Raw genomic sequence first — 18,496 nt, forward strand, 5'->3', positions numbered from 1 at the left:
TATGGCAACTGAAAAACAAACTTCACAAATTAAATTACTGATCCTCAAAGGCAAAGAACAAGGTTACCTTACATATGCCGAGGTCAATGATCATTTACCCGATGACATCATCGAAACTGATTCGGTTGAAGACATCATTCAAATGATCAATGACATGGGTATTCAAGTGTTGGAAGAAGCACCTGAAGAGGACAGTATCATTCTGAATGATTCAACCGCCAAGGAAGATGATGACACCGCCACTGAGGAAGCTGTGGCCGTACTGTCAGCCGTGGACCCCAGCATTGGACGCACCACCGACCCAGTCAGAATGTACATGCGTGAAATGGGTTCGGTCGAACTGCTTGAACGCAAAGATGAGATTGCCATTGCCCAAAGAATTGAACGTTGCGATCACTTGATCATGGAATCTACGTTCTTGTTCCCAAACACCATCAAAACCATATTAGAGTTCTATCAAGACATGCTCGATGGTGATTTAAAAATTGAACAATTCATTACAGACATCTACGATCCACACACCGAAGCAGTCATTCCTAAAGTCAAAAAGCCCACTGATCCAGTGGATGAAGACGAGGACGAAGAGGAAGAAGAAGTCGATCAAGGTTTGGACATGGATGAAGTGGCCAAAAGAATCAAAGCGGTCGAAAAATTATTCAAAAAATTCACTGACTCTGTCGAGAAAAATGGTATCGGTGATAAGAAACAAAAGAACTTCATGCGCCAAATTGCTGACATCTTGGTGGAGTTTAAATTTGCCCCCATCACCATGCAAGACATTGTCGATGACGTCAAAGCAGCACAGGACATCATCCGCAAGATAGAACGTCGCATCTTAGACATCGCAGTGAACCAATGTAAGCTCACTCGCCAAGTCTTCATCCGTTCATTCATGAACAAAGAAACTGATCTGAATTGGGTTGATGAGCGCATCAAGGACGGTGGTGATTCAGTCACCATGCTGGAAATTTACAAAGACGAAATCATCGCCTTACAAAACAAATTATTGCGCATCGAAAAAGCTTATTCATTGCTGATTCCTGAAATCAAAGGCATCAACAGAAACGTCACGGTCAACGAAGCCAAATCAAGACGTGCAAAGAAAGAAATGATTGAGGCTAACTTGCGTTTGGTTATTTCGATTGCTAAAAAATATACCAACCGTGGCTTACAGTTCCTGGACTTGATCCAAGAAGGCAACATTGGTTTGATGAAAGCGGTAGAGAAATTCGAATACCGCCGTGGTTATAAATTCTCTACTTATGCCACTTGGTGGATCAGACAAGCCATCACCCGTTCTATCGCCGATCAAGCAAGAACCATTCGTATTCCAGTTCACATGATTGAAACCATCAATAAACTGAATCGTGTTTCACGTCAACTGTTACAAGAAAAAGGCCGTGAGGCCACGCCGGAAGAAATTGCTGAAGTGATGGAGATGCCAGTGGCCAAAGTGAGAAAGGTCATTAAGATTGCCAAACAACCTATTTCTATGGAAACCCCTATTGGCGATGACGAAGATTCAAGCTTGGGTGATTTCATTGAAGATGGCAACATCCTATCGCCGTTAGAGTCTACCACTGCCAACGGCTTAACCAATACCGTTACTAACTTATTATCGGGTTTAACGCCAAGAGAAGCCAAAGTACTGCGCATGCGATTTGGTATTGATATGAATACCGATCACACGCTGGAAGAAGTAGGCAAACAGTTCGATGTGACGCGTGAGCGTATCAGACAAATTGAAGCCAAAGCATTGCGTAAACTCAGACACCCATCAAGGTCTGAACAACTGCGCAGTTTCATGGATTTGAACTGATAAAGTTTAATTGTCATTGAAAAAGGCCTCAAACGAGGCCTTTTTTTTGTCCAAATTTAAATGACCGACTTCAGTCCTGTTTGCTTGTTTTCACCTTGGCTTTGATCACCGCAAGTTGTTGGAATCGATCAGATTTCTTTTGTTCTAAAGTTTTCATGATGCCCGCTTTTACCGCCTCAAATTCAGGTGGAACCAGGTCACGTTTGGCTTCCAAATACAACACATGCACGCCATATTGACTGACCAGCGTTCGCGAATAAACAGCTGCCGTTGCCATGGTTTTCAAAGGCTCACGAAAAACTTCCGGTACTTGCATGATGTTCACCCAACCGATGTCACCCACATTGCGCATGTTGGGGTTGGCTTGTAGATAAGCTGCTTCTGTGGTGATGTAATCAGCACCTCCCTGAATCTCATTCAACACTTCAATAGCCTGTGTTTCATCTTGGTACAGTAGGTGCCTGACATGGTATTCTTCACCGGCTAATTGTTTGGTGATGCGCTCGTACTCGGTGCGCATTTCCGCCTCAGTTACTGGGTTGTCAAGTAAATTCTGTTTGATGGCGGCTTGGGCCAGGCTGCGATTTTTTGCCTGCTGCAGCATCAGCTTTTGTTGAAGCGGCAGTTGAATCTTTGATTTTTCTGCCATTTGAGCTAAAGCCATTTGTTTGATTAAAGCATCCAAGGCTTTTGCTGACTGTTCTGCATTGGCTGATTGCATGCCTTGACTGGCAAGATAGGCATTTAAGTAGGCTTGAGTCACTGGCTGATCACCCACTTCAGCCAACACTTTGGAATCATCTACAGTTGCCCTTTCTACATCTTGTCCACAAGCCACTAAAAGAGCACAACACAACAATGCGATTAATTTATGCATGTTTTTCTTCCGTTTGCGCCTCAACTTCCAAGGCATGTATAGCACCACTGGTGAACAATTCATTAAGCTGCTGATAAACCAGGCGATGGGCTTTGATGCGATTCAACCCCTTGAAAGCCTGCGCTTTGACTAGTACCGCAAAATGACCACCACCGGATTTGGCGCCTTCATGCCCAACATGCAAATGTGAGTTATCAGTGACCACCACTTCAGTAGCACCCCAAGCCACCAGCAGCTGTTCGATTTGTTTGATTGTTTCAGAATGGTTTTTCACGTTTTTAACTGGAATGACAAGCCCCTTATTATAACGTAAAATACCGCTTTTCTTGTTGATCAAATCATTCACCACATGCCAAAAACTACGATATACCACAATCCCCGTTGTTCCAAATCGCGTCAAACCTTGGCCATCTTAGAATCACACGATTTAGACATCAATGTGGTTAAATACCTGATTGATCCTCCTAATGAAGCAACCATAAGAAAACTCCTGTCCGAACTGAACACCAGCGTCAGATCGGTGTTGAGAAGCGGCGAGAAAGAATACAAAGAATTTGGCTTTGATGATGAAACATTGCATGATGATGCACTGATTACATTATTAACCCAACATCCAAAAGTCTTACAAAGACCGATTGTTTCTCACAATGGACGTGCAGTCATTGGCAGGCCACCTGAAAATGTATTGGAAATTATATAATGACAAAAGTACTGGTTCTGTATTATTCAAAAAGGGGTAATACTCAGAAAATGGCCCGTTTGATGGCCCGTGGCATCGAAACCGTTGAAGGCTGTGAAGCCATGTTAAGAACCGTTGAATCAGATTTACCTGATGCTGAAAAGCCCTCAGATGTGATCATCACAGAACAGGACATGATTGATTGTGATGCGATGATTATTGGTAGCCCCAGTTACTTTGGCAATATGGCCTCTCCTTTGAAAAAATTCATCGATTCAACCGGTAATCTGTGGTTTTCTGGTCAAATGGAAGGCAAACCCGCCGGTGTATTTGCCACCGCTTCATCCTTACACGGTGGCCAAGAAACCACCCTCATTAACATGATGATACCACTGTTACATTTTGGCATGTACATTGTTGGCCTGCCCTATTCTGAAAAATCACTGCTCTACACCGAATCAGGCGGTTCTCCCTATGGCGCGACCCACTGGGCTGATTTTCAATCCAATCGCGGTATTGACAAAAACGAGAAACAGCTGTGTTTGGCCCAAGGCAAACGCATAGCTGAGTTGGCGAAAAAGCTGGGCGCTTGAATCAGAAAAACACGCCTATCTTTGCCGAAACCAGCCACTGTGGTGGCACCAATTGATAAAACAACAAGGCCAGCAGTGCATGTGAGAACGCATTGGCATAAATATTTTCATACTTCAACCATGCATATGACCATGCAAACCCGGCCACCAGGGTGACCATCATCAAAGTATGATTGGGTGCATGAATGATTGAAAATATCACACCAACAAACACCGCTGTCAGGGCATGAGAACCTCTGAAGTGCTTCACCAATTGATTACAAAAAACTGGTCCTAACAGTAACTGTTGAATGATAGCCCAAGCGAAATAAAATGGCACTTCATTGATAAACGACCAACTGGGCATCAAAACCAACATCAATGTCGCAACAGCCAAGGAAACCAACCAAACTGGTGCAGCCAAACTTTTTGGTCTGATCAAAATACCACGGTAGAGCAGCAACAAAACTGCAAATGCAAGCAACAGCGGCCACCTCAAATAGGGTTCCCAGTCCACGAACCAATGCTGATGTATCAGCCAAATGAACACAAAAACTGCATTGACCCAAGCATACACAGCGAAGCTTTGAACCTGACATAAGCGCAAAACAAACATCGCCGTCAACCAAGCAGCCAATAACCATACCCAAGCTGGGTAACCACTGATTGCTTGGTATGAGGTAACTATGAACCCGTTTTGTTGGATCTCATTGTCGGTTTCATGGCGCAAAACATTGCTGATGACACAACTGACAGACCAGCCAGTGTCACAAACAGTAGATACAGGGTTAGCTGCTGATTTGATTGATTGAATCAAATGAATGCCTCTTAACTCAAAGCCTTCAGTATCAACACCGATGAATCTGATGACCAATGCATTGGCTGTGCCTATTTGTTGCCATTGCATTACTGCACTTGTTGTTGTGGCATCAGTTGATGGTTGTTTGACTTGCCAATCTATTTCATTCAAATCAACGGTGTGATTCATTCCTTCAAGTAACAAGGGCCCCGAGTCATAAAATATTTGTTTCAATTGATCAGAGAATTCAAGCCTATACTGAGTGACCATGTCCTCACGCATGTTGGTATCGATTTCAAGTTCAGTATGAATGGCGGTATTGACCACAAAGCCATTGAGTTGCAGTGAAAGCTCTGGGTTGGCTGAGGTAGCCAACAAACCTTTATCCGATGTTCGCCAGTGCTTTTGAAAACTCTTGACCACATCACTGAGTTGAGGCGTTTGCCGCTCAAAATGATGTTGTTGTGCAGCCATCTGATTCTGCACATTTGTCTGGTCTCTGTTTAGTTGATTGACCACAAAATCATGCGAAAACAGCATCATCAAAAACCACAACATGAAACAGAATAGTAAATACCTGAACTTAAACAACACCAAACCTCAATTGAATTGATAACATTCTAACTGTTTTTTCGCAGCTCAGAAAATATAACCGGCTGATTTCTAACCCACCGAGATCAGGGCAGCTGATAACCTAGCTGACGTAAAAACTCACACATTTTAATCATCGGCAAGCCCATCAAAGCGGTTGGATCATCACTACTGATTTGTTCAAACAAACTGACCCCCAAGCCTTCCACCTTAAAAGATCCGGCACAATCCAGTGGCTGCTCTTTATCTACATAACGTTCAAGCTCTGCCCGCTCAAGGTTTCTGAACGTTACCTTTGTCGCATCAACATGGGTGAGACATTGCCCCGGTGCCAACACACACAGACCCGTAAAGAATGTGATACAGCTGTTGGAAAAAGATTGCAACTGTTCAACGGCGCGTTCAGCAGTAATGGGTTTGCCACAAATATCAGCTCCTGCCACACAAACTTGGTCTGAACCTATGAGAGTGGCTTGAGGGAATTGCTTACTCAAGGCCTGGGCTTTTTCCATTGATAAACGAGAGACCAATTGTTTGGGCTGTTCCTGTGCCAAAGGCGTTTCATCAATATCTGGACTGACTGCTTGAAAAGGGATTGACAGACGCTTTAACAGTGTCGCGCGGTACTTTGAAGAGGAGGCCAACACCAACGCTTGATTCATGGCTCATCAACCCAGGACAAATGTTTATATTCAGTTAAGTCCATTAAAACAGGTCATCGTATTCGGGTTTGTCTTCAACCGTTTCCTCCTCTGGCAATTGACCCACCATGAAGTACTCACGCAGACCGCCGGCTTCACCAGGCGGCAGTAATTTACCTGTTTTAGGATTGATTTTAGCCTGAATCAATCCCGCTGGTATGGGCCGTTGGTACTCATCCTCTCCAGCCAATGCCACTCTCATGTAATCAATCCAAATAGGCAGCGCCACGCGTCCACCCACTTCACCACGACCCATCGGAGTTGGGGTATCAAAACCGACCCAAACATTGGTCACCACATTGCGTTGGTAACCATGAAACCAGCCATCCATTTGGTCGTTGGTGGTTCCTGTTTTGCCAGCCAAATCAGCACGTTCTAAGACTTTGGCTTTGACTCCAGTACCGCGATTGATTACGTCTTTCATGAAAGATTCAACAATGAATTGATTGGCAGCAGGAATGATGCGCGGTGCCGGAATGATTGTCGGCTCTGATACATCAGCCATGTTGTCATTTTGATCAGCACTCAGCAGCAGTTCCTCAGCGGACAGACCACCCACTGATTCACTGATTGATTTGCTATCGATAGCTTCTTGCTGACTGCATTCATCACACACTTGTACTGGGTTGGCTTGGTATACGGTTTCTCCAGCTTGGTTGCTGATGGTTTTGATCATATAAGGTTGAATCAAATAACCTCCATTAGCAAACACCGAATACGCCCTGGTCATGTCGATGATGGGCACATTGGGACTGCCCAGTGCGATGGATAAATCAGCCGGCACATCATCAGGATTGAAACCAAAATCTAAAATATGTGATCGGCCGTTTCTGATACCAATTTCGCGCAGTACGCGAATCGAAACCAGGTTGCGAGATTTCACTATACCCTCACGCAAACGCGTCGGGCCAAAAAACTTCTCACTGTAATTTTCAGGCCGCCATGTTCGTTCTAAACGATCATCCTCAAACACAATCGGCGCATCGTTAATGATGCTGGCAGCATTCAAACCGTTTTGTAGGGCGGCCGAATAAACAATCGGCTTAAAGCCAGAACCGGGCTGGCGCTTGGCTTGGGTCGCGCGATTGAATTTACTCAAATAATAGTCAAAACCTCCGACCAAAGCATAAATGCTGCCATCATCGGGATGAACACTGACCAGCGCACCTTGAACATCGGGGATTTGACTCAACTCAAATTCACCACTATCACCACGTTTAACCATCACAACATCACCGACATTCAAGACTTCGGTTAAATCTTTGGGTTTGTCTCCGACACGATAATTATCAACATAAGGCACCGCCCATTCGGCGGTAGCAAAGCTCAAAGCAATGTCTTGCCCATCGCCCAATCGGGCCAAGGCATTTTCAGCATCCACTTCTAAAACCAAAGCCGCTTGCAAGCCAGCTGGCTTAGGAAAACCATTCAAATCTTCAGTGATTTTCTCTAAATCAAGGCCATTTGCTGGGTTTTCAGCAGTTGAATCCAAAGCACTTAAATCATACTGTTGAATTGGGCCACGGTAGCCGTGTCGGCGATCATAGGCATGCAGTCCTTGTTGTAAGGCCTGTTCAGCAGCCAATTGTTTCTCAGAATGAATGGTGGTATAGACATCATAGCCATCGGTGTAAGCATCGTTACCAAACAACTCAACCAATTCTGCCCGCACCATTTCAGCCACCCAAGGCGCATTGAGTTCCACCACGGGCTCATGAACATAAGCTTCATCAGCTTCATTGATGGCCTCATCGTATTCAGCTTGGGTAATGAAATCCAGTTCCAACATGCGTCCCAGCACATAATCACGACGCTGTAAGGCCCGCTCTGGGCTGGTTACCGGATTGATTCTTGATGGTGCTTTCGGCGGCGCGGCCAACATCGCCGATTGGGCCAAAGTCAACTCATCCAAGGTTTTACCGTAATAAACTTCGGCCGCCGCTGCCACCCCATAGGAACGGTGCCCCAAGGCAATTTTATTCAAATAAAGCTCTAAAATTTCATCTTTACTGATGGTCCGTTCCAGCTTCACAGCCAAGAATAACTCTTTGATTTTACGGGTCCAGGTTTGATCCAGGGTTAAAAACACATTTCTGGTTAATTGTTGGGTGATGGTTGAACCGCCGCCTTGTTTTTTACCGGTGGTGGCTATTTGCCATACCGCCCGAAGAATGCCTTTGATGTCAAAACCTGGGTGGGAATAAAAACTGGCGTCCTCAGCTGCAATATAAGCCTGCTTGAGCTGCAAGGGAATTTCATCGATGCTGGCAGGAATTCTGCGCTTGGTACCGAACACCGAGATTAATTTACCGTCCTCAGAAAACACCCGCAGTGGCACCTGCATGCGGTATTCTTTGATCGATTCCACCGAGGGCAATTCTGGCTCGTAATACTTATAGAGCGCATAAACCATGACCACACCCAACAGAGCAAATAACAAGCCAAGTTTGGTCATGAACCACATAAATTTTAAGAACTTCCTCATGTATACTTTTCCGGTGGGCTTTGATTACAATTAAAGTGAGAACATTATACAATGATTGCCCTCAATGCGAATGTTTGACCAGCAAAGTTATCATTAATTTACTTTATTTTATGACCGGTACTGATTCATGAATCAACAACACTCAAAATTAATCGTCATCGTTGAAGATGAAGCGGATCTTTTGGCCAATTACCAAGCCACTCTAGATAAGCACGGCTACCAGTCCATTGGGATCAGTAATGAGGCCGATGCAATCAACTATTTCAATCAACAACTGCCTGATTTGGTGATCCTAGATGTGGGACTGGGACACAACCCCGATGCCGGCTTTGAACTGTGCCAAAAACTGCGTCAGTTATCAGTCAGCCTACCCATCTTGATGCTGACTGCCAGGGACGATGAAATTGATGTGGTTTCAGGTTTACGCTTGGGCGCAGATGATTATTTGAGCAAAGACATTTCAATGCCACACTTACTGGCGCGAATTGCCAGTTTATTCAGGCGCCAACAAATCACTGAATCAGACAGCCAGATATCCAGCATCAGCCAAGGCGATTTGAAAATCCTGATTGATAACTTACAAATCTTCTGGCAAGAACAACTGATTGATTTAACCGTCACAGAGTTTTGGATGGTGCAATCACTGGCGAAATACCCTGGACAGGTTAAAACCCGCGAACAATTAATGAACGATGCCAATGTGTATGTTGATGACAGCACCATCACCTCCCACATCAAACGCATCCGCAAAAAGTTCCAAAAGGCCGATCAAGATTTCAACCAAATTGACACCGTGCATGGCATGGGCTACCGCTGGAAGCCATTGGGCTGATAATGAAACTGAAGTGGCAAATCACCATCATCGCCATCCTCTCCCTGAGTTTTCCATGGGTGGTCTGGCAGGCGTTCAAATCTTTGAACCAAACCTTTCAAAGCAACATGCTGGATGCCGCCGCCAAACAGGCTCAAGTGATTGTTAAAAGCGTACAACAATTCAACCAATCCAACGCCGGCCAATTGGAAGGTCTGATTGTCACTGCACTTGGCCCGGAACCGGCCATTGATGGCAGCGATGGTGAATGGACCACCCTGCCCTGGTATGTGGCTGACAATGACTTAAAGTTCAAACTGGGCTCAAGCCAAAACCAGCTCCATCTGCTGGTTGCAGTGAATGATCACTCACCGGTGATTAACCCCAATCAAATTTCAGATCAACTGTTGCTAGTGACCGGCTCATCACGTGGCATCAACAGATTCACCATCAACCGCCAAGCAGAAGGCGATGTCGGCCAAAACCTCACCCAAAACCAATACCAAGCCTATTGGCACGAAGTTGAAGGCGGTTACCAGGTAGAGGTTCAACTGGCTGACAGTGACATCACCCGACTGGGTTTGGCCGCCATCAACCACAGCAATGACGACAACACCACCATGTTGGGCTATGTCGAAAACCAACAAATCCAGTTACAACCGCTGTTTCAACAGCTGCCACACTGGCAGACATTCCTGCAACAAATCACACCTGAGGATGGCGAAATCAAGTTGTTTGATGCACAAGGGCGGATTTACTACCACAGCCAAAACACCGAATTCGTGCCCAAACCCGAAAACTGGTTGACTGAACTGATTTATGAATTCGCCTTTGACCAAAGTCAGAATGATGCCAGTGATTTTTTTGGTCAAAGTGTCAGCGAAGCTTTTGCTGATGGGCGCATCGAGTTAACCATCAAACACGATGCCGCACAATCGGCATTGATTCAGAGTTTCATCAGCTCAATCATGTGGATTTTCGTTATTGCTTTGGGTTTGTTGGCCTGTTACTTCATCTATGCCCTGATACTCGCCTGGCGCATCCGTGGACTGAACAAAAAACTGCAAACCGCGCTGGATGAAAGCGGTCATATCGAAACCACCTTACCCTCTAACAATGCACGCGATGAAATTGGGGATTTATCGCGTGGCATGAGCGCCTTATTGAGCCAGATCAACGATTACACCGAATACCTGAAACAACTGGGTAATCGCCTCTCACATGAAATGAAAACCCCCATCAGTATTGTGCACACATCATTGGAAAACTTGCACATGGAACAGCCAGAAAATGCCTTTGTTGAGCGGGCATTGAATGCCAACCACCGCCTAAAATTCATCTTGAACCAGCTCAGCGCGTTGAGCCAACTGAAACAAGTCATTGCTGAAACTGACCGAGACACCTTTGATTTGAATCAGCTGTTAAATGAGCTTTGCGAGGGCTACCAACTACAAGCCAATCACATCAACTACCAAACTGCGCCAGCGCCGGTGATGATTCGTGGCTCACAAGAATTATTGGCGCAGATGCTGGATAAATTGATCCAAAATGCACTGGACTTCACCACTGAGGTGGACCAAATCGATGTGATTTTAACCACCAAGGATAACAGCTATTGTTTACAGGTGCGCAACACAGGGTCGCAGATTCCGGCTGACAAAAGCCACCAGTTGTTCGATTCATTGACCTCATTCAGACAGAAAAAAGACCAGCAACCACATTTAGGATTGGGGCTGTACGTGGCCAAACTGATTTGTGACTTCCACCAAGCAGAGATCAAAGCAGCCAACCAAGCACCTGCCACAGTGACGTTCTCAGTGACAGGCCCCTTGGTGTGATGATTTTGACTTAAAACTCAGGACTTCACTCGCTCATTCAGGCGAGCCACTTGTAATTCCAGAACTTTCACTTCACGGATCACGCGATTGTGGCCCATTTCACTCCAGTACCACATCTTACTGATTTGGGTCAGCAGCGTCAGCACAATGATACCAACGGCCCAAGCCAACAAGGGCTTGAGTTCTTGTGCGTGATAAAACTCGTACACACAATAAAAAGCCCCCAAAGCAAATAAAGTGGTGAATGCCATCACCAACAGGTACATCCAGCCCATTTCGCCTTTGAAACTGGCTTTCATTTGTTTAAAGGGGTTGGCATCAATGACCTGGTGATCGTGTCTGATTTCATTGATTTCTTCTTCTAGGGCTTGTTTGATTTGTTCGTCTATGTTCATGCTTAACTCCTGGTTGTTATTTGGGTTCTTGGCTTAAAAATGATTTGATCAGGTCTCGCGCTCGAAATAACTCATACTTCACCGTTCCGGCCGGCTTATTCAGTACTTGAGTGATTTCTTTCACGGTAAAACCTTCATAATAAAATAAATAAATGATGGCTCGATGCAGCTGTGACAATTGCGCCATGGCGGCCTTAACATCCAACACCGCATCAGCTGTTGGTGCTTGTGTGACTGCCTCATCGACTGCTTCATCTGTGGCATCATCTGTGGCCTTGTTGGGCTGTTTGTCGCGGTACTTTCTCAAGTGGTCCAAACACACCGTATGGGTCACTTTATACATCCAAGCATGCATGGCTTTTATTGACTTGATGCGCTGCAAGTTATTCAGTATTTTTAACAAAGCCTCTTGTGCACAATCCTCAACCGCCTCGTGCTGGCCCAGTATTTTATGACTGTAGGCCTTGATCTTTCGCGATAAAATGACCACCAACTCATCCATCACATCCTCACCGGACTGTGTCTTCATCAGTAGGTATTCGGTATATACTTTTTCAGCTTTCATACAACATAGACGTGGCCAAAGGCGCTTTGGTTGGAATTTTTTTAACAATTGTAATATTTACCCCCATTGACGCTTTTGCTGGTTACAATAGCAGCACTGTTGGAATATAGACACTATGATAAAACACCTGCCCAATACTTTAACCTTACTGCGAGTGGCCTTGATTCCGGTAATGATTTTGTTTTTTTATTTGCCCTTTGAATGGTCAAGGTACGTGGCCTGCTGGGTCTTTGTACTGGCCAGCATCACTGATTTCTTCGATGGCTATTTCGCCCGTAAGTACAAAACCGAATCCAAACTGGGTGCCTTTTTAGACCCTGTTGCAGACAAGTTAACCGTCGCCACCGCGCTGATCATCTTGTTACAAGACCATCCCACTGTGCTGATGATGATTGCCACAGCCATCATCATTGGACGAGAAATCACCATATCTGCCCTGCGTGAATGGATGGCAGAAGTGGGTTCACGTGGCGTGGTCAATGTTGCTATGGTGGGTAAAATCAAAACCGTGTTCCAAATGACCGCGATTGGTTTCTTGCTGTATGAGGCTGATTTTTGGTTTTTACCGGTCTATACCATTGGTTTGGTGTTGTTGTATGTGGCCGCTGCACTGACCTTATATTCGATGTATGTTTACCTCAAAGCCGCATGGCCATTGATGAAAACTTAAACGGTTGAATTATTTTAAAAATTCTTTGAAAAATAATTTGACAAAAACGACATTAAAGCTAAAATGTCCACCCTCTAAGCGGGAATAGCTCAGTGGTAGAGCACAACCTTGCCAAGGTTGGGGTCGGGAGTTCGAGCCTCCTTTCCCGCTCCAAACACCGAAAGGGCTGTAAATGTTTTTTACAGCCCTTTTTTATTTTCAGCCTGATAGAGTTTTGTTAAGAAGCTTGATTTGCAAAACAATATTGGCGAGAATAACAGCCTTTCGAAAGAAAAGCACAAGAACAACATATTGAAATGACGTCGGCTGGATGGCAGAGTGGTGATGCAGCGGATTGCAAATCCGTGTACCCCGGTTCGATTCCGGGTTCAGCCTCCATTTCAATCAGGTTTAATTAATGGGATAAAAAACTTTACACCCCAATAAATTAAACTAAAATACATCAGCTGATTCATTCAGCTAAGTATGCAATATTCGCTGAATTCAGCAAGCCTGAACCAGCTAAGGAAGTTTTTTTTGCTAGGTTCAGGGTTATTGAGGTTAGCAGAGTCAAGGAAGGCGATGTGAGTGCACGCATGTGCTCGAGCATCAACTGACGCAGGATATGCTAATCTCAAGAAGCATGAACCAGCAAAAAAGCCCGGGTGGCGAAATTGGTAGACGCAGGGGACTTAAAATCCCCCGGTAGAAATACTGTGACGGTTCGAGTCCGTCCCCGGGCACCATTCTTTATATTTACAACACTTCATAAAGTACCATATCCATACAAAACCCTTTGCAATACATATCGAATATGCTTCATACGGTATCATAAGACTTCTTTACACCTCACCTAAAGTGTTGGTAGCATTGTTGGTAAGCAATAATTTACCAACATCATGACAATAGCCAACACTGAAGAAATAGACAATATAGATTTCTTGTACATCCTAAGAGATCACGGATGGAGTTCATGCTTAATCTATGTGAATGGCAAGATTTACGGTTACGACTTAACACACATCTTTGAAAACCCATTAGAAAAGCTACTGTCACACCTGACTGGAATTTTAAGTGGCGAGTTAGAGGTTTCATTTAAGTGGCACGATGAACCAGGTCATAGTCTAGTAACAATTAAAAGGAACACAGAGCAAAATCATTTGATCAATATTTCTATCACTAACAGCTTTCAAGTTAATACTAAATCTGATGAAGAATTTTCCACACTCAATATCCATGTAAAAAACAAAGTCTTTATGACGTGTGTTTTAAAACAAATGGAAAAGATCAGGGATTTGATGACAGAGCAAGACTACAAAGATAACAGGGCAAAGTTTCCACACACAACATTCAAGTCGTTTAAATTGGCCTTTGATAATTGTTTTTCAAAAAGATCATGAACCTGAATCACACACTGATCAAATCATTCAAGCCAGATGAAAAGCCATATAAAAAAACCAATTGTTACGGCCTGGTCATAAACTGAAAAGGGGTCTGACCCGTTTTAGTTTCATGAAGACCTGATTTTCTTGAATGGATTAGATTGAATGAAACTAAAATGGGGTCTGAACCCTTAAGTTTGATAATAAAGCAACTTTCATAGTTGAACGCCAGATAATGATGCAAGAATGGTTTGATATGGTGTTAAATATTTATCTACTTAAATATCAAAATAGTTATGGAAATTGGCAAGACGTATTCAGACATACATATTGATGAATTGAATATTAAAAAAACAAATGATACATACAAAGTTACATTTTCTTTTATTGATTCAGGCAATAATATAACTACAACACTAATTGGTGTTTGGGAGACCTATAACCTGTGCGAGATTCTTGATGCTGATAGAATTTGGATTAAGCGGACTGATAACAAACAAGCTGAATTTGGGAAGTATAGACTTGGCATTTCACATGAATCATTTTTTGAAATTGAATTTGATCAAATTGAAATATAAAAATTTCTAAGCGCAATGATGTAATCATGTATTTGCAGGATAAAGGAATCTATGCAGTTAAAAGAGATTGGCCGATGGGCAAGACTATAGGTGTGTTTGGAGGAAAACTACCTGACGGTCCAACTGGGTTATAATGTTGGAAATATAGCCTGTATATTCATTTGCATGAAAATGAATGGGCTGGAATACCCAAGGACTGGAATACCCAAGGACTGGAATACCCAAGGACAGACACCCTATTCCATAAATTCTTACACGCTAATCAGACATTTACCACAGATAATTTTTCATCATTTATTCAAAATAGTGTTTTTAAATGGAATTAATCATGACTATTGCCAGAAACCAGCAGATTTGTGTTGAAGAAACGCCTTATTACCACGTGGTCAGTAGGTGCGTTCGCAGAGCCTTTCTTTGTGGAAAGGATAAGAAATCAGGTAAGTGCTTCGAGCACAGACGTCAGTGGCTTATAGATCGCATCAAACAAGTCACTTCTGTGTTCGCCATTGATGTGTGTTCTTATGCCATCATGTCGAACCATTTTCATATCGTTTTAAAGGTCAATTCAACCAAAGAATGGAACGCCACTCAGGTACTCATGACTTGGTGCTCTTTGTACTCTCTACCTGTGTTGTGTGATCGTTACCTGAAAGGCGAAATTGAAACCGAAGTCGAGCTCAGCCGAGTTAAAGAATATGTCGCTGAATACAGAACCAGGTTGATGTCTGTTTCTTGGTATATGAAATCGATTAATGAGTATGTTGCTCGCATGGCCAATGAGGAGGATAAATGTACCGGTCACTTCTGGGAATCTAGGTTCAAGAGTCAAGCCTTGCTTGATGAGCGTGCACTTCTAACTTGTATGGCTTACGTGGATTTAAATCCAATACGAGCAGCAATTGCTAAAGATTTAAAAAGCTCTGATTTCACTTCAATTAAAGAGCGTATTGAAAGCAAATCTACTTGGCTTTCTGGCTTTGGGAAAGATGATCGCAACCTGCCCTTTTACCTATCTAGCTACATTGATTTAGTTGATGAGACTGGTCGATGTCTCAGGGACGATACCCAAAGTGCAGACCCCAAACGTGGTTTTATATCAGGAAAAACAGCCAAAGCCATCGATCAATTTGGCATTGACCCAGATTCTTGGCTCGATGAATTAAAAGGATTTAAATCCATTGGATTTAGTGCTGTTGGAACAGCCGAACAACTCAAAGAATTTTCAGCAAAAACCAAGCGCAAATGGACGTTAGGAATTAAGCTTAAACCTGCACTGTAATAGCCTAACAACAATAGAAACTCCCTCAGCAGATTAAAACTGCCACCGTCCAGCTCGGTCGAAAATCAGCTAAACACCCTAAAATAACCAATCCAATCAAGCCAGCTCAAAAACGTACTCAATTAACGCCCTGAACAATCAATTTTAAGCACTGAAAACCCTGAAAAGATTCAGCTGGATCTCTTTAATCAATGACTGTCCTTAATTAGTTCGTTGGTTTGAGAGCATATGCGATGGCAACCGAATTTACCTTTGATTACAGATAGCAGGTAAATAATCTGACTAATTAGCTACTGGTGGCGGGATCAACTTGATCAAGTAATTGATTTGACCCGTCACTTTCAAACTAGTCTTATTAAAAATAATAATTGGTGAAAAATGTGCAAAAAAAACAGAATTCGGTAATAATTGAATAATGGATACTGGAAATAAAATTTGGTTAAAAAACTGTATATTAAGTAATGTTGCTCCTATTGGAGATATGAACCTAGAGTTGAATGAAAATGATATCACTGTACTTAATGCTGTAAATGGTAAAGGAAAAACAACATTACTTTCATATATTGTTGATTCTATGATGGAACTATCAAGTTTAGTGTCCGAAGCAGGTAACTTAGGTGGCCGAAAGCCGTATTATAGAGTTGCACAAAGATTTGACTGCCTAAATTTAAAGGAACCATGTTTAGTGTATCTAAGGTTTAGATACAACCAAGAAAATATAGATTATGTATATATCCATCAAGAACTGTCAAACAAACAATATGATCAAATAGTAATCTTAGAAGACAAAATTCCTTTCACTCAAATTAAAAATAGATTTAAAAACAATAATGGTGTCTGTAAACAACTATCACAGAATGTTGATTCTAAAAAGTCCATTAATATTTTTTCGAATAACATACTTGTTTTTTTTCCATCCTACCGTCTCGAAAAACCCGGATATCTGAATGAAAGCAATGAAATAAACTCAGATTACAACATCGAACCAAATTATATGGGCGAATTATTAAACCCAGTTGAAGTTCAAAGCAGCTTTAAAAGATTCACAAACTGGCTTATGGACGTGGTTCTTGATTTGAGAGTAGATAAAAGCTCAGAAGTTGTATATGCAAACCTTGTTGGAGTATTAAATGCGGCTCTTTCATCAAAAATAAATTCAAAAATTAGATATGGTATTGGCCAAAGAAACTATGGAAGTGCCAGAATTCAAGTAAGAAAATTTGGAAAGGATGAAACTTTGTACCCAACCATTAAGATGCTTTCATCTGGTGAACAATCCTTACTGTATATGTTTAGCGAAATAATCAGACAAGGAGATAAGATTAAAGTTAATGAGCCATCTGAAAACATAAATGGAATAGTTATTATTGATGAGATTGATAAACATATGCATATCAAAATACAAAAGGAAGTGCTGCCTAAAATGTTTGATCTATTCCCAAATGTTCAGTTTATTATTAGTTCACATTCACCTTTTTTCAACTTAGGGTTAGCAGCAGAATGTCCTGATAGAGCAACTATTTTTGATTTAGAAAATAAAATTTCTATCGAACCTTTTGAAGATCAACAGTATACTGAAGTATATGAGCTTATGGTGTCAGAAAATGACAGGTTTAAGGAAAATTATCAAAACATCAAAGATCAATTTGATAACAAATTTGAGCTACAAGTTATCTCTGAAGGTAAAAACATTCATCATATTAAAAAAGCAATTACCTTAATTGATAACTCATTGTTAGATAAAATCAATTTAGTTTCAGGGTGTGAGGGTAACTCAAGCGATAAACAACTCAAAACTACATTTGAAATTATCTCCAATTCAAAAACCAATCAAAATTATTTATTTATTTGGGACTGTGATTCAGAAGCAATGGTCGAACAATTACCTGAATCTGAACAATTCAATAAATTTTGTTTTCAAAGAAATATAGACAATGTAAAAGTCAAAAATGGAATTGAAAACCTATATGATATTGCTTTGTTTAGCGAAGAACTTTATAAAGAGACTACGAAGGAGCTTACTGATGGAGGTTCGAATATTCAAAGGAGACTGGATAAAAACTTATTCATTGAAAAAATAAATGGCATTAGTGATCCATCTTATTTTGACAAATTCATTCCATTAATTCAAAAAATACAAGAATTGACTGTAAATCCAAATTCATGAAATACCCCTCCGGGGAGGGTAAAAATATTTCTTCAAGTATTAAAGATTCGTTTGCATAGCTATTTTTTTATTTCCACATAATAATTTTTTTGGGGAATCTGTACAATAAACTGATGAAACTATTACAAAACAGAAAATTCACAATAGGAAACTCAATTTTTGTAATATTTGTGACCTTTCCCCCAAAAACAGACCCATGACAAGGATGAGATTTCCAATTAAACTAAGAAAGAGGATATCTCATTATGAAAAAGAAACGTTATACAGAAGAACAAATCATTGGCGCCATCAAACAGCATGAGTCAGGTG

17 protein-coding genes and 3 tRNA genes are annotated in these 18,496 nt (G+C 42.2%); 13 read left to right on the forward strand and 7 right to left on the reverse strand.

The genetic code is table 11. The features are described from left to right. Position 1 precedes the first annotated feature (1 nt). Complete coding sequence (gene rpoD, locus QNI24_RS12525; RefSeq protein ID WP_267177019.1) at positions 2 to 1,819, forward strand: RNA polymerase sigma factor RpoD; 1,818 nt, start codon at positions 2 to 4, stop codon at positions 1,817 to 1,819. A gap of 70 nt (positions 1,820 to 1,889) precedes the next feature. Here rpoD and QNI24_RS12530 read toward each other — a convergent pair whose 3' ends face one another. Beyond that, positions 1,890 to 2,696, reverse strand: a complete 807-nt coding sequence (locus QNI24_RS12530) for a peptidylprolyl isomerase (protein ID WP_267177018.1) — start codon at positions 2,694 to 2,696, stop codon at positions 1,890 to 1,892. Then, positions 2,689 to 2,970 carry a BolA family protein gene (locus QNI24_RS12535; protein ID WP_267177017.1) on the reverse strand — a complete coding sequence of 94 codons (282 nt, stop codon included), beginning with the start codon at positions 2,968 to 2,970 and terminating at the stop codon, positions 2,689 to 2,691. The genes QNI24_RS12530 and QNI24_RS12535 overlap by 8 nt, the downstream gene beginning before the upstream one ends. A gap of 75 nt (positions 2,971 to 3,045) precedes the next feature. Between QNI24_RS12535 and arsC the strand changes: the two genes are divergently transcribed. Both arsC and wrbA read left to right on the forward strand, forming a co-directional pair. Further along, positions 3,046 to 3,396 (forward strand): arsenate reductase (glutaredoxin), encoded by a 351-nt coding sequence (gene arsC / locus QNI24_RS12540; protein ID WP_267177016.1) that lies wholly within the window; start codon positions 3,046 to 3,048, stop codon positions 3,394 to 3,396. Next, complete coding sequence (gene wrbA, locus QNI24_RS12545) at positions 3,396 to 3,968, forward strand: NAD(P)H:quinone oxidoreductase (RefSeq protein ID WP_267177015.1); 573 nt, start codon at positions 3,396 to 3,398, stop codon at positions 3,966 to 3,968. Before arsC ends, wrbA begins: the two co-directional genes overlap by 1 nt. 1 nt (position 3,969) lies before the next feature. On the opposite strand, the gene QNI24_RS12550 is transcribed toward wrbA, so the two are convergent. From QNI24_RS12550 to QNI24_RS12560, 3 genes are all read right to left on the reverse strand, one after another. Further along, positions 3,970 to 5,220 (reverse strand): CPBP family intramembrane glutamic endopeptidase, encoded by a 1,251-nt coding sequence (locus QNI24_RS12550; RefSeq protein WP_267177014.1) that lies wholly within the window; start codon positions 5,218 to 5,220, stop codon positions 3,970 to 3,972. A 203-nt stretch (positions 5,221 to 5,423) separates the two neighbouring features. Further along, positions 5,424 to 5,999, reverse strand: a complete 576-nt coding sequence (locus tag QNI24_RS12555; protein WP_267177013.1) for a Maf family protein — start codon at positions 5,997 to 5,999, stop codon at positions 5,424 to 5,426. Between the two features lie 43 nt (positions 6,000 to 6,042). Then, positions 6,043 to 8,493, reverse strand: a complete 2,451-nt coding sequence (locus tag QNI24_RS12560; RefSeq protein ID WP_267177012.1) for a penicillin-binding protein 1A — start codon at positions 8,491 to 8,493, stop codon at positions 6,043 to 6,045. A 157-nt stretch (positions 8,494 to 8,650) separates the two neighbouring features. Between QNI24_RS12560 and QNI24_RS12565 the strand changes: the two genes are divergently transcribed. Further along, the gene (locus QNI24_RS12565; protein ID WP_267177011.1) at positions 8,651 to 9,355 is read left to right on the forward strand and encodes a response regulator; all 705 of its coding nucleotides are present in this window, start codon (positions 8,651 to 8,653) and stop codon (positions 9,353 to 9,355) included. A gap of 2 nt (positions 9,356 to 9,357) precedes the next feature. Next, the gene (locus tag QNI24_RS12570) at positions 9,358 to 11,172 is read left to right on the forward strand and encodes an ATP-binding protein (RefSeq protein ID WP_267177010.1); all 1,815 of its coding nucleotides are present in this window, start codon (positions 9,358 to 9,360) and stop codon (positions 11,170 to 11,172) included. A 17-nt stretch (positions 11,173 to 11,189) separates the two neighbouring features. Here QNI24_RS12570 and QNI24_RS12575 read toward each other — a convergent pair whose 3' ends face one another. After that, the gene (locus QNI24_RS12575; protein WP_267177009.1) at positions 11,190 to 11,567 is read right to left on the reverse strand and encodes a DUF6768 family protein; all 378 of its coding nucleotides are present in this window, start codon (positions 11,565 to 11,567) and stop codon (positions 11,190 to 11,192) included. Positions 11,568 to 11,583: 16 nt separating this feature from the next. Then, a complete protein-coding gene (locus QNI24_RS12580) occupies positions 11,584 to 12,132 on the reverse strand; it encodes an RNA polymerase sigma factor (RefSeq protein WP_267177008.1) in 549 nt (182 codons plus the stop codon). A 115-nt stretch (positions 12,133 to 12,247) separates the two neighbouring features. Between QNI24_RS12580 and pgsA the strand changes: the two genes are divergently transcribed. The 8 genes from pgsA (at position 12,248) to QNI24_RS12620 (ending at position 18,187) form a co-directional block, all read left to right on the forward strand. Further along, positions 12,248 to 12,802: a CDP-diacylglycerol--glycerol-3-phosphate 3-phosphatidyltransferase gene (gene pgsA, locus QNI24_RS12585; RefSeq protein ID WP_267177007.1), complete on the forward strand. Its 555-nt coding sequence runs from the start codon at positions 12,248 to 12,250 to the stop codon at positions 12,800 to 12,802. 78 nt (positions 12,803 to 12,880) lie between these two features. Beyond that, positions 12,881 to 12,955: transfer RNA gene (locus tag QNI24_RS12590), tRNA-Gly, on the forward strand. 151 nt (positions 12,956 to 13,106) lie between these two features. Next, positions 13,107 to 13,180: transfer RNA gene (locus QNI24_RS12595), tRNA-Cys, on the forward strand. Positions 13,181 to 13,440: 260 nt separating this feature from the next. Then, a tRNA-Leu gene (locus QNI24_RS12600) sits at positions 13,441 to 13,527 on the forward strand. A gap of 153 nt (positions 13,528 to 13,680) precedes the next feature. Beyond that, positions 13,681 to 14,181 carry a hypothetical protein gene (locus QNI24_RS12605; RefSeq protein WP_267177006.1) on the forward strand — a complete coding sequence of 167 codons (501 nt, stop codon included), beginning with the start codon at positions 13,681 to 13,683 and terminating at the stop codon, positions 14,179 to 14,181. Between the two features lie 278 nt (positions 14,182 to 14,459). Then, positions 14,460 to 14,741 (forward strand): hypothetical protein, encoded by a 282-nt coding sequence (locus tag QNI24_RS12610; protein WP_267177005.1) that lies wholly within the window; start codon positions 14,460 to 14,462, stop codon positions 14,739 to 14,741. Between the two features lie 328 nt (positions 14,742 to 15,069). Further along, positions 15,070 to 16,020: a transposase gene (locus QNI24_RS12615; RefSeq protein WP_267177004.1), complete on the forward strand. Its 951-nt coding sequence runs from the start codon at positions 15,070 to 15,072 to the stop codon at positions 16,018 to 16,020. Between the two features lie 415 nt (positions 16,021 to 16,435). Continuing rightward, positions 16,436 to 18,187 (forward strand): AAA family ATPase, encoded by a 1,752-nt coding sequence (locus QNI24_RS12620; protein WP_267177003.1) that lies wholly within the window; start codon positions 16,436 to 16,438, stop codon positions 18,185 to 18,187. Positions 18,188 to 18,496 lie beyond the last annotated feature (309 nt).

The sequence above is a fragment of the Marinicella marina genome (assembly GCF_030065545.1).
GTDB lineage: Bacteria > Pseudomonadota > Gammaproteobacteria > Xanthomonadales > Marinicellaceae > Marinicella > Marinicella marina.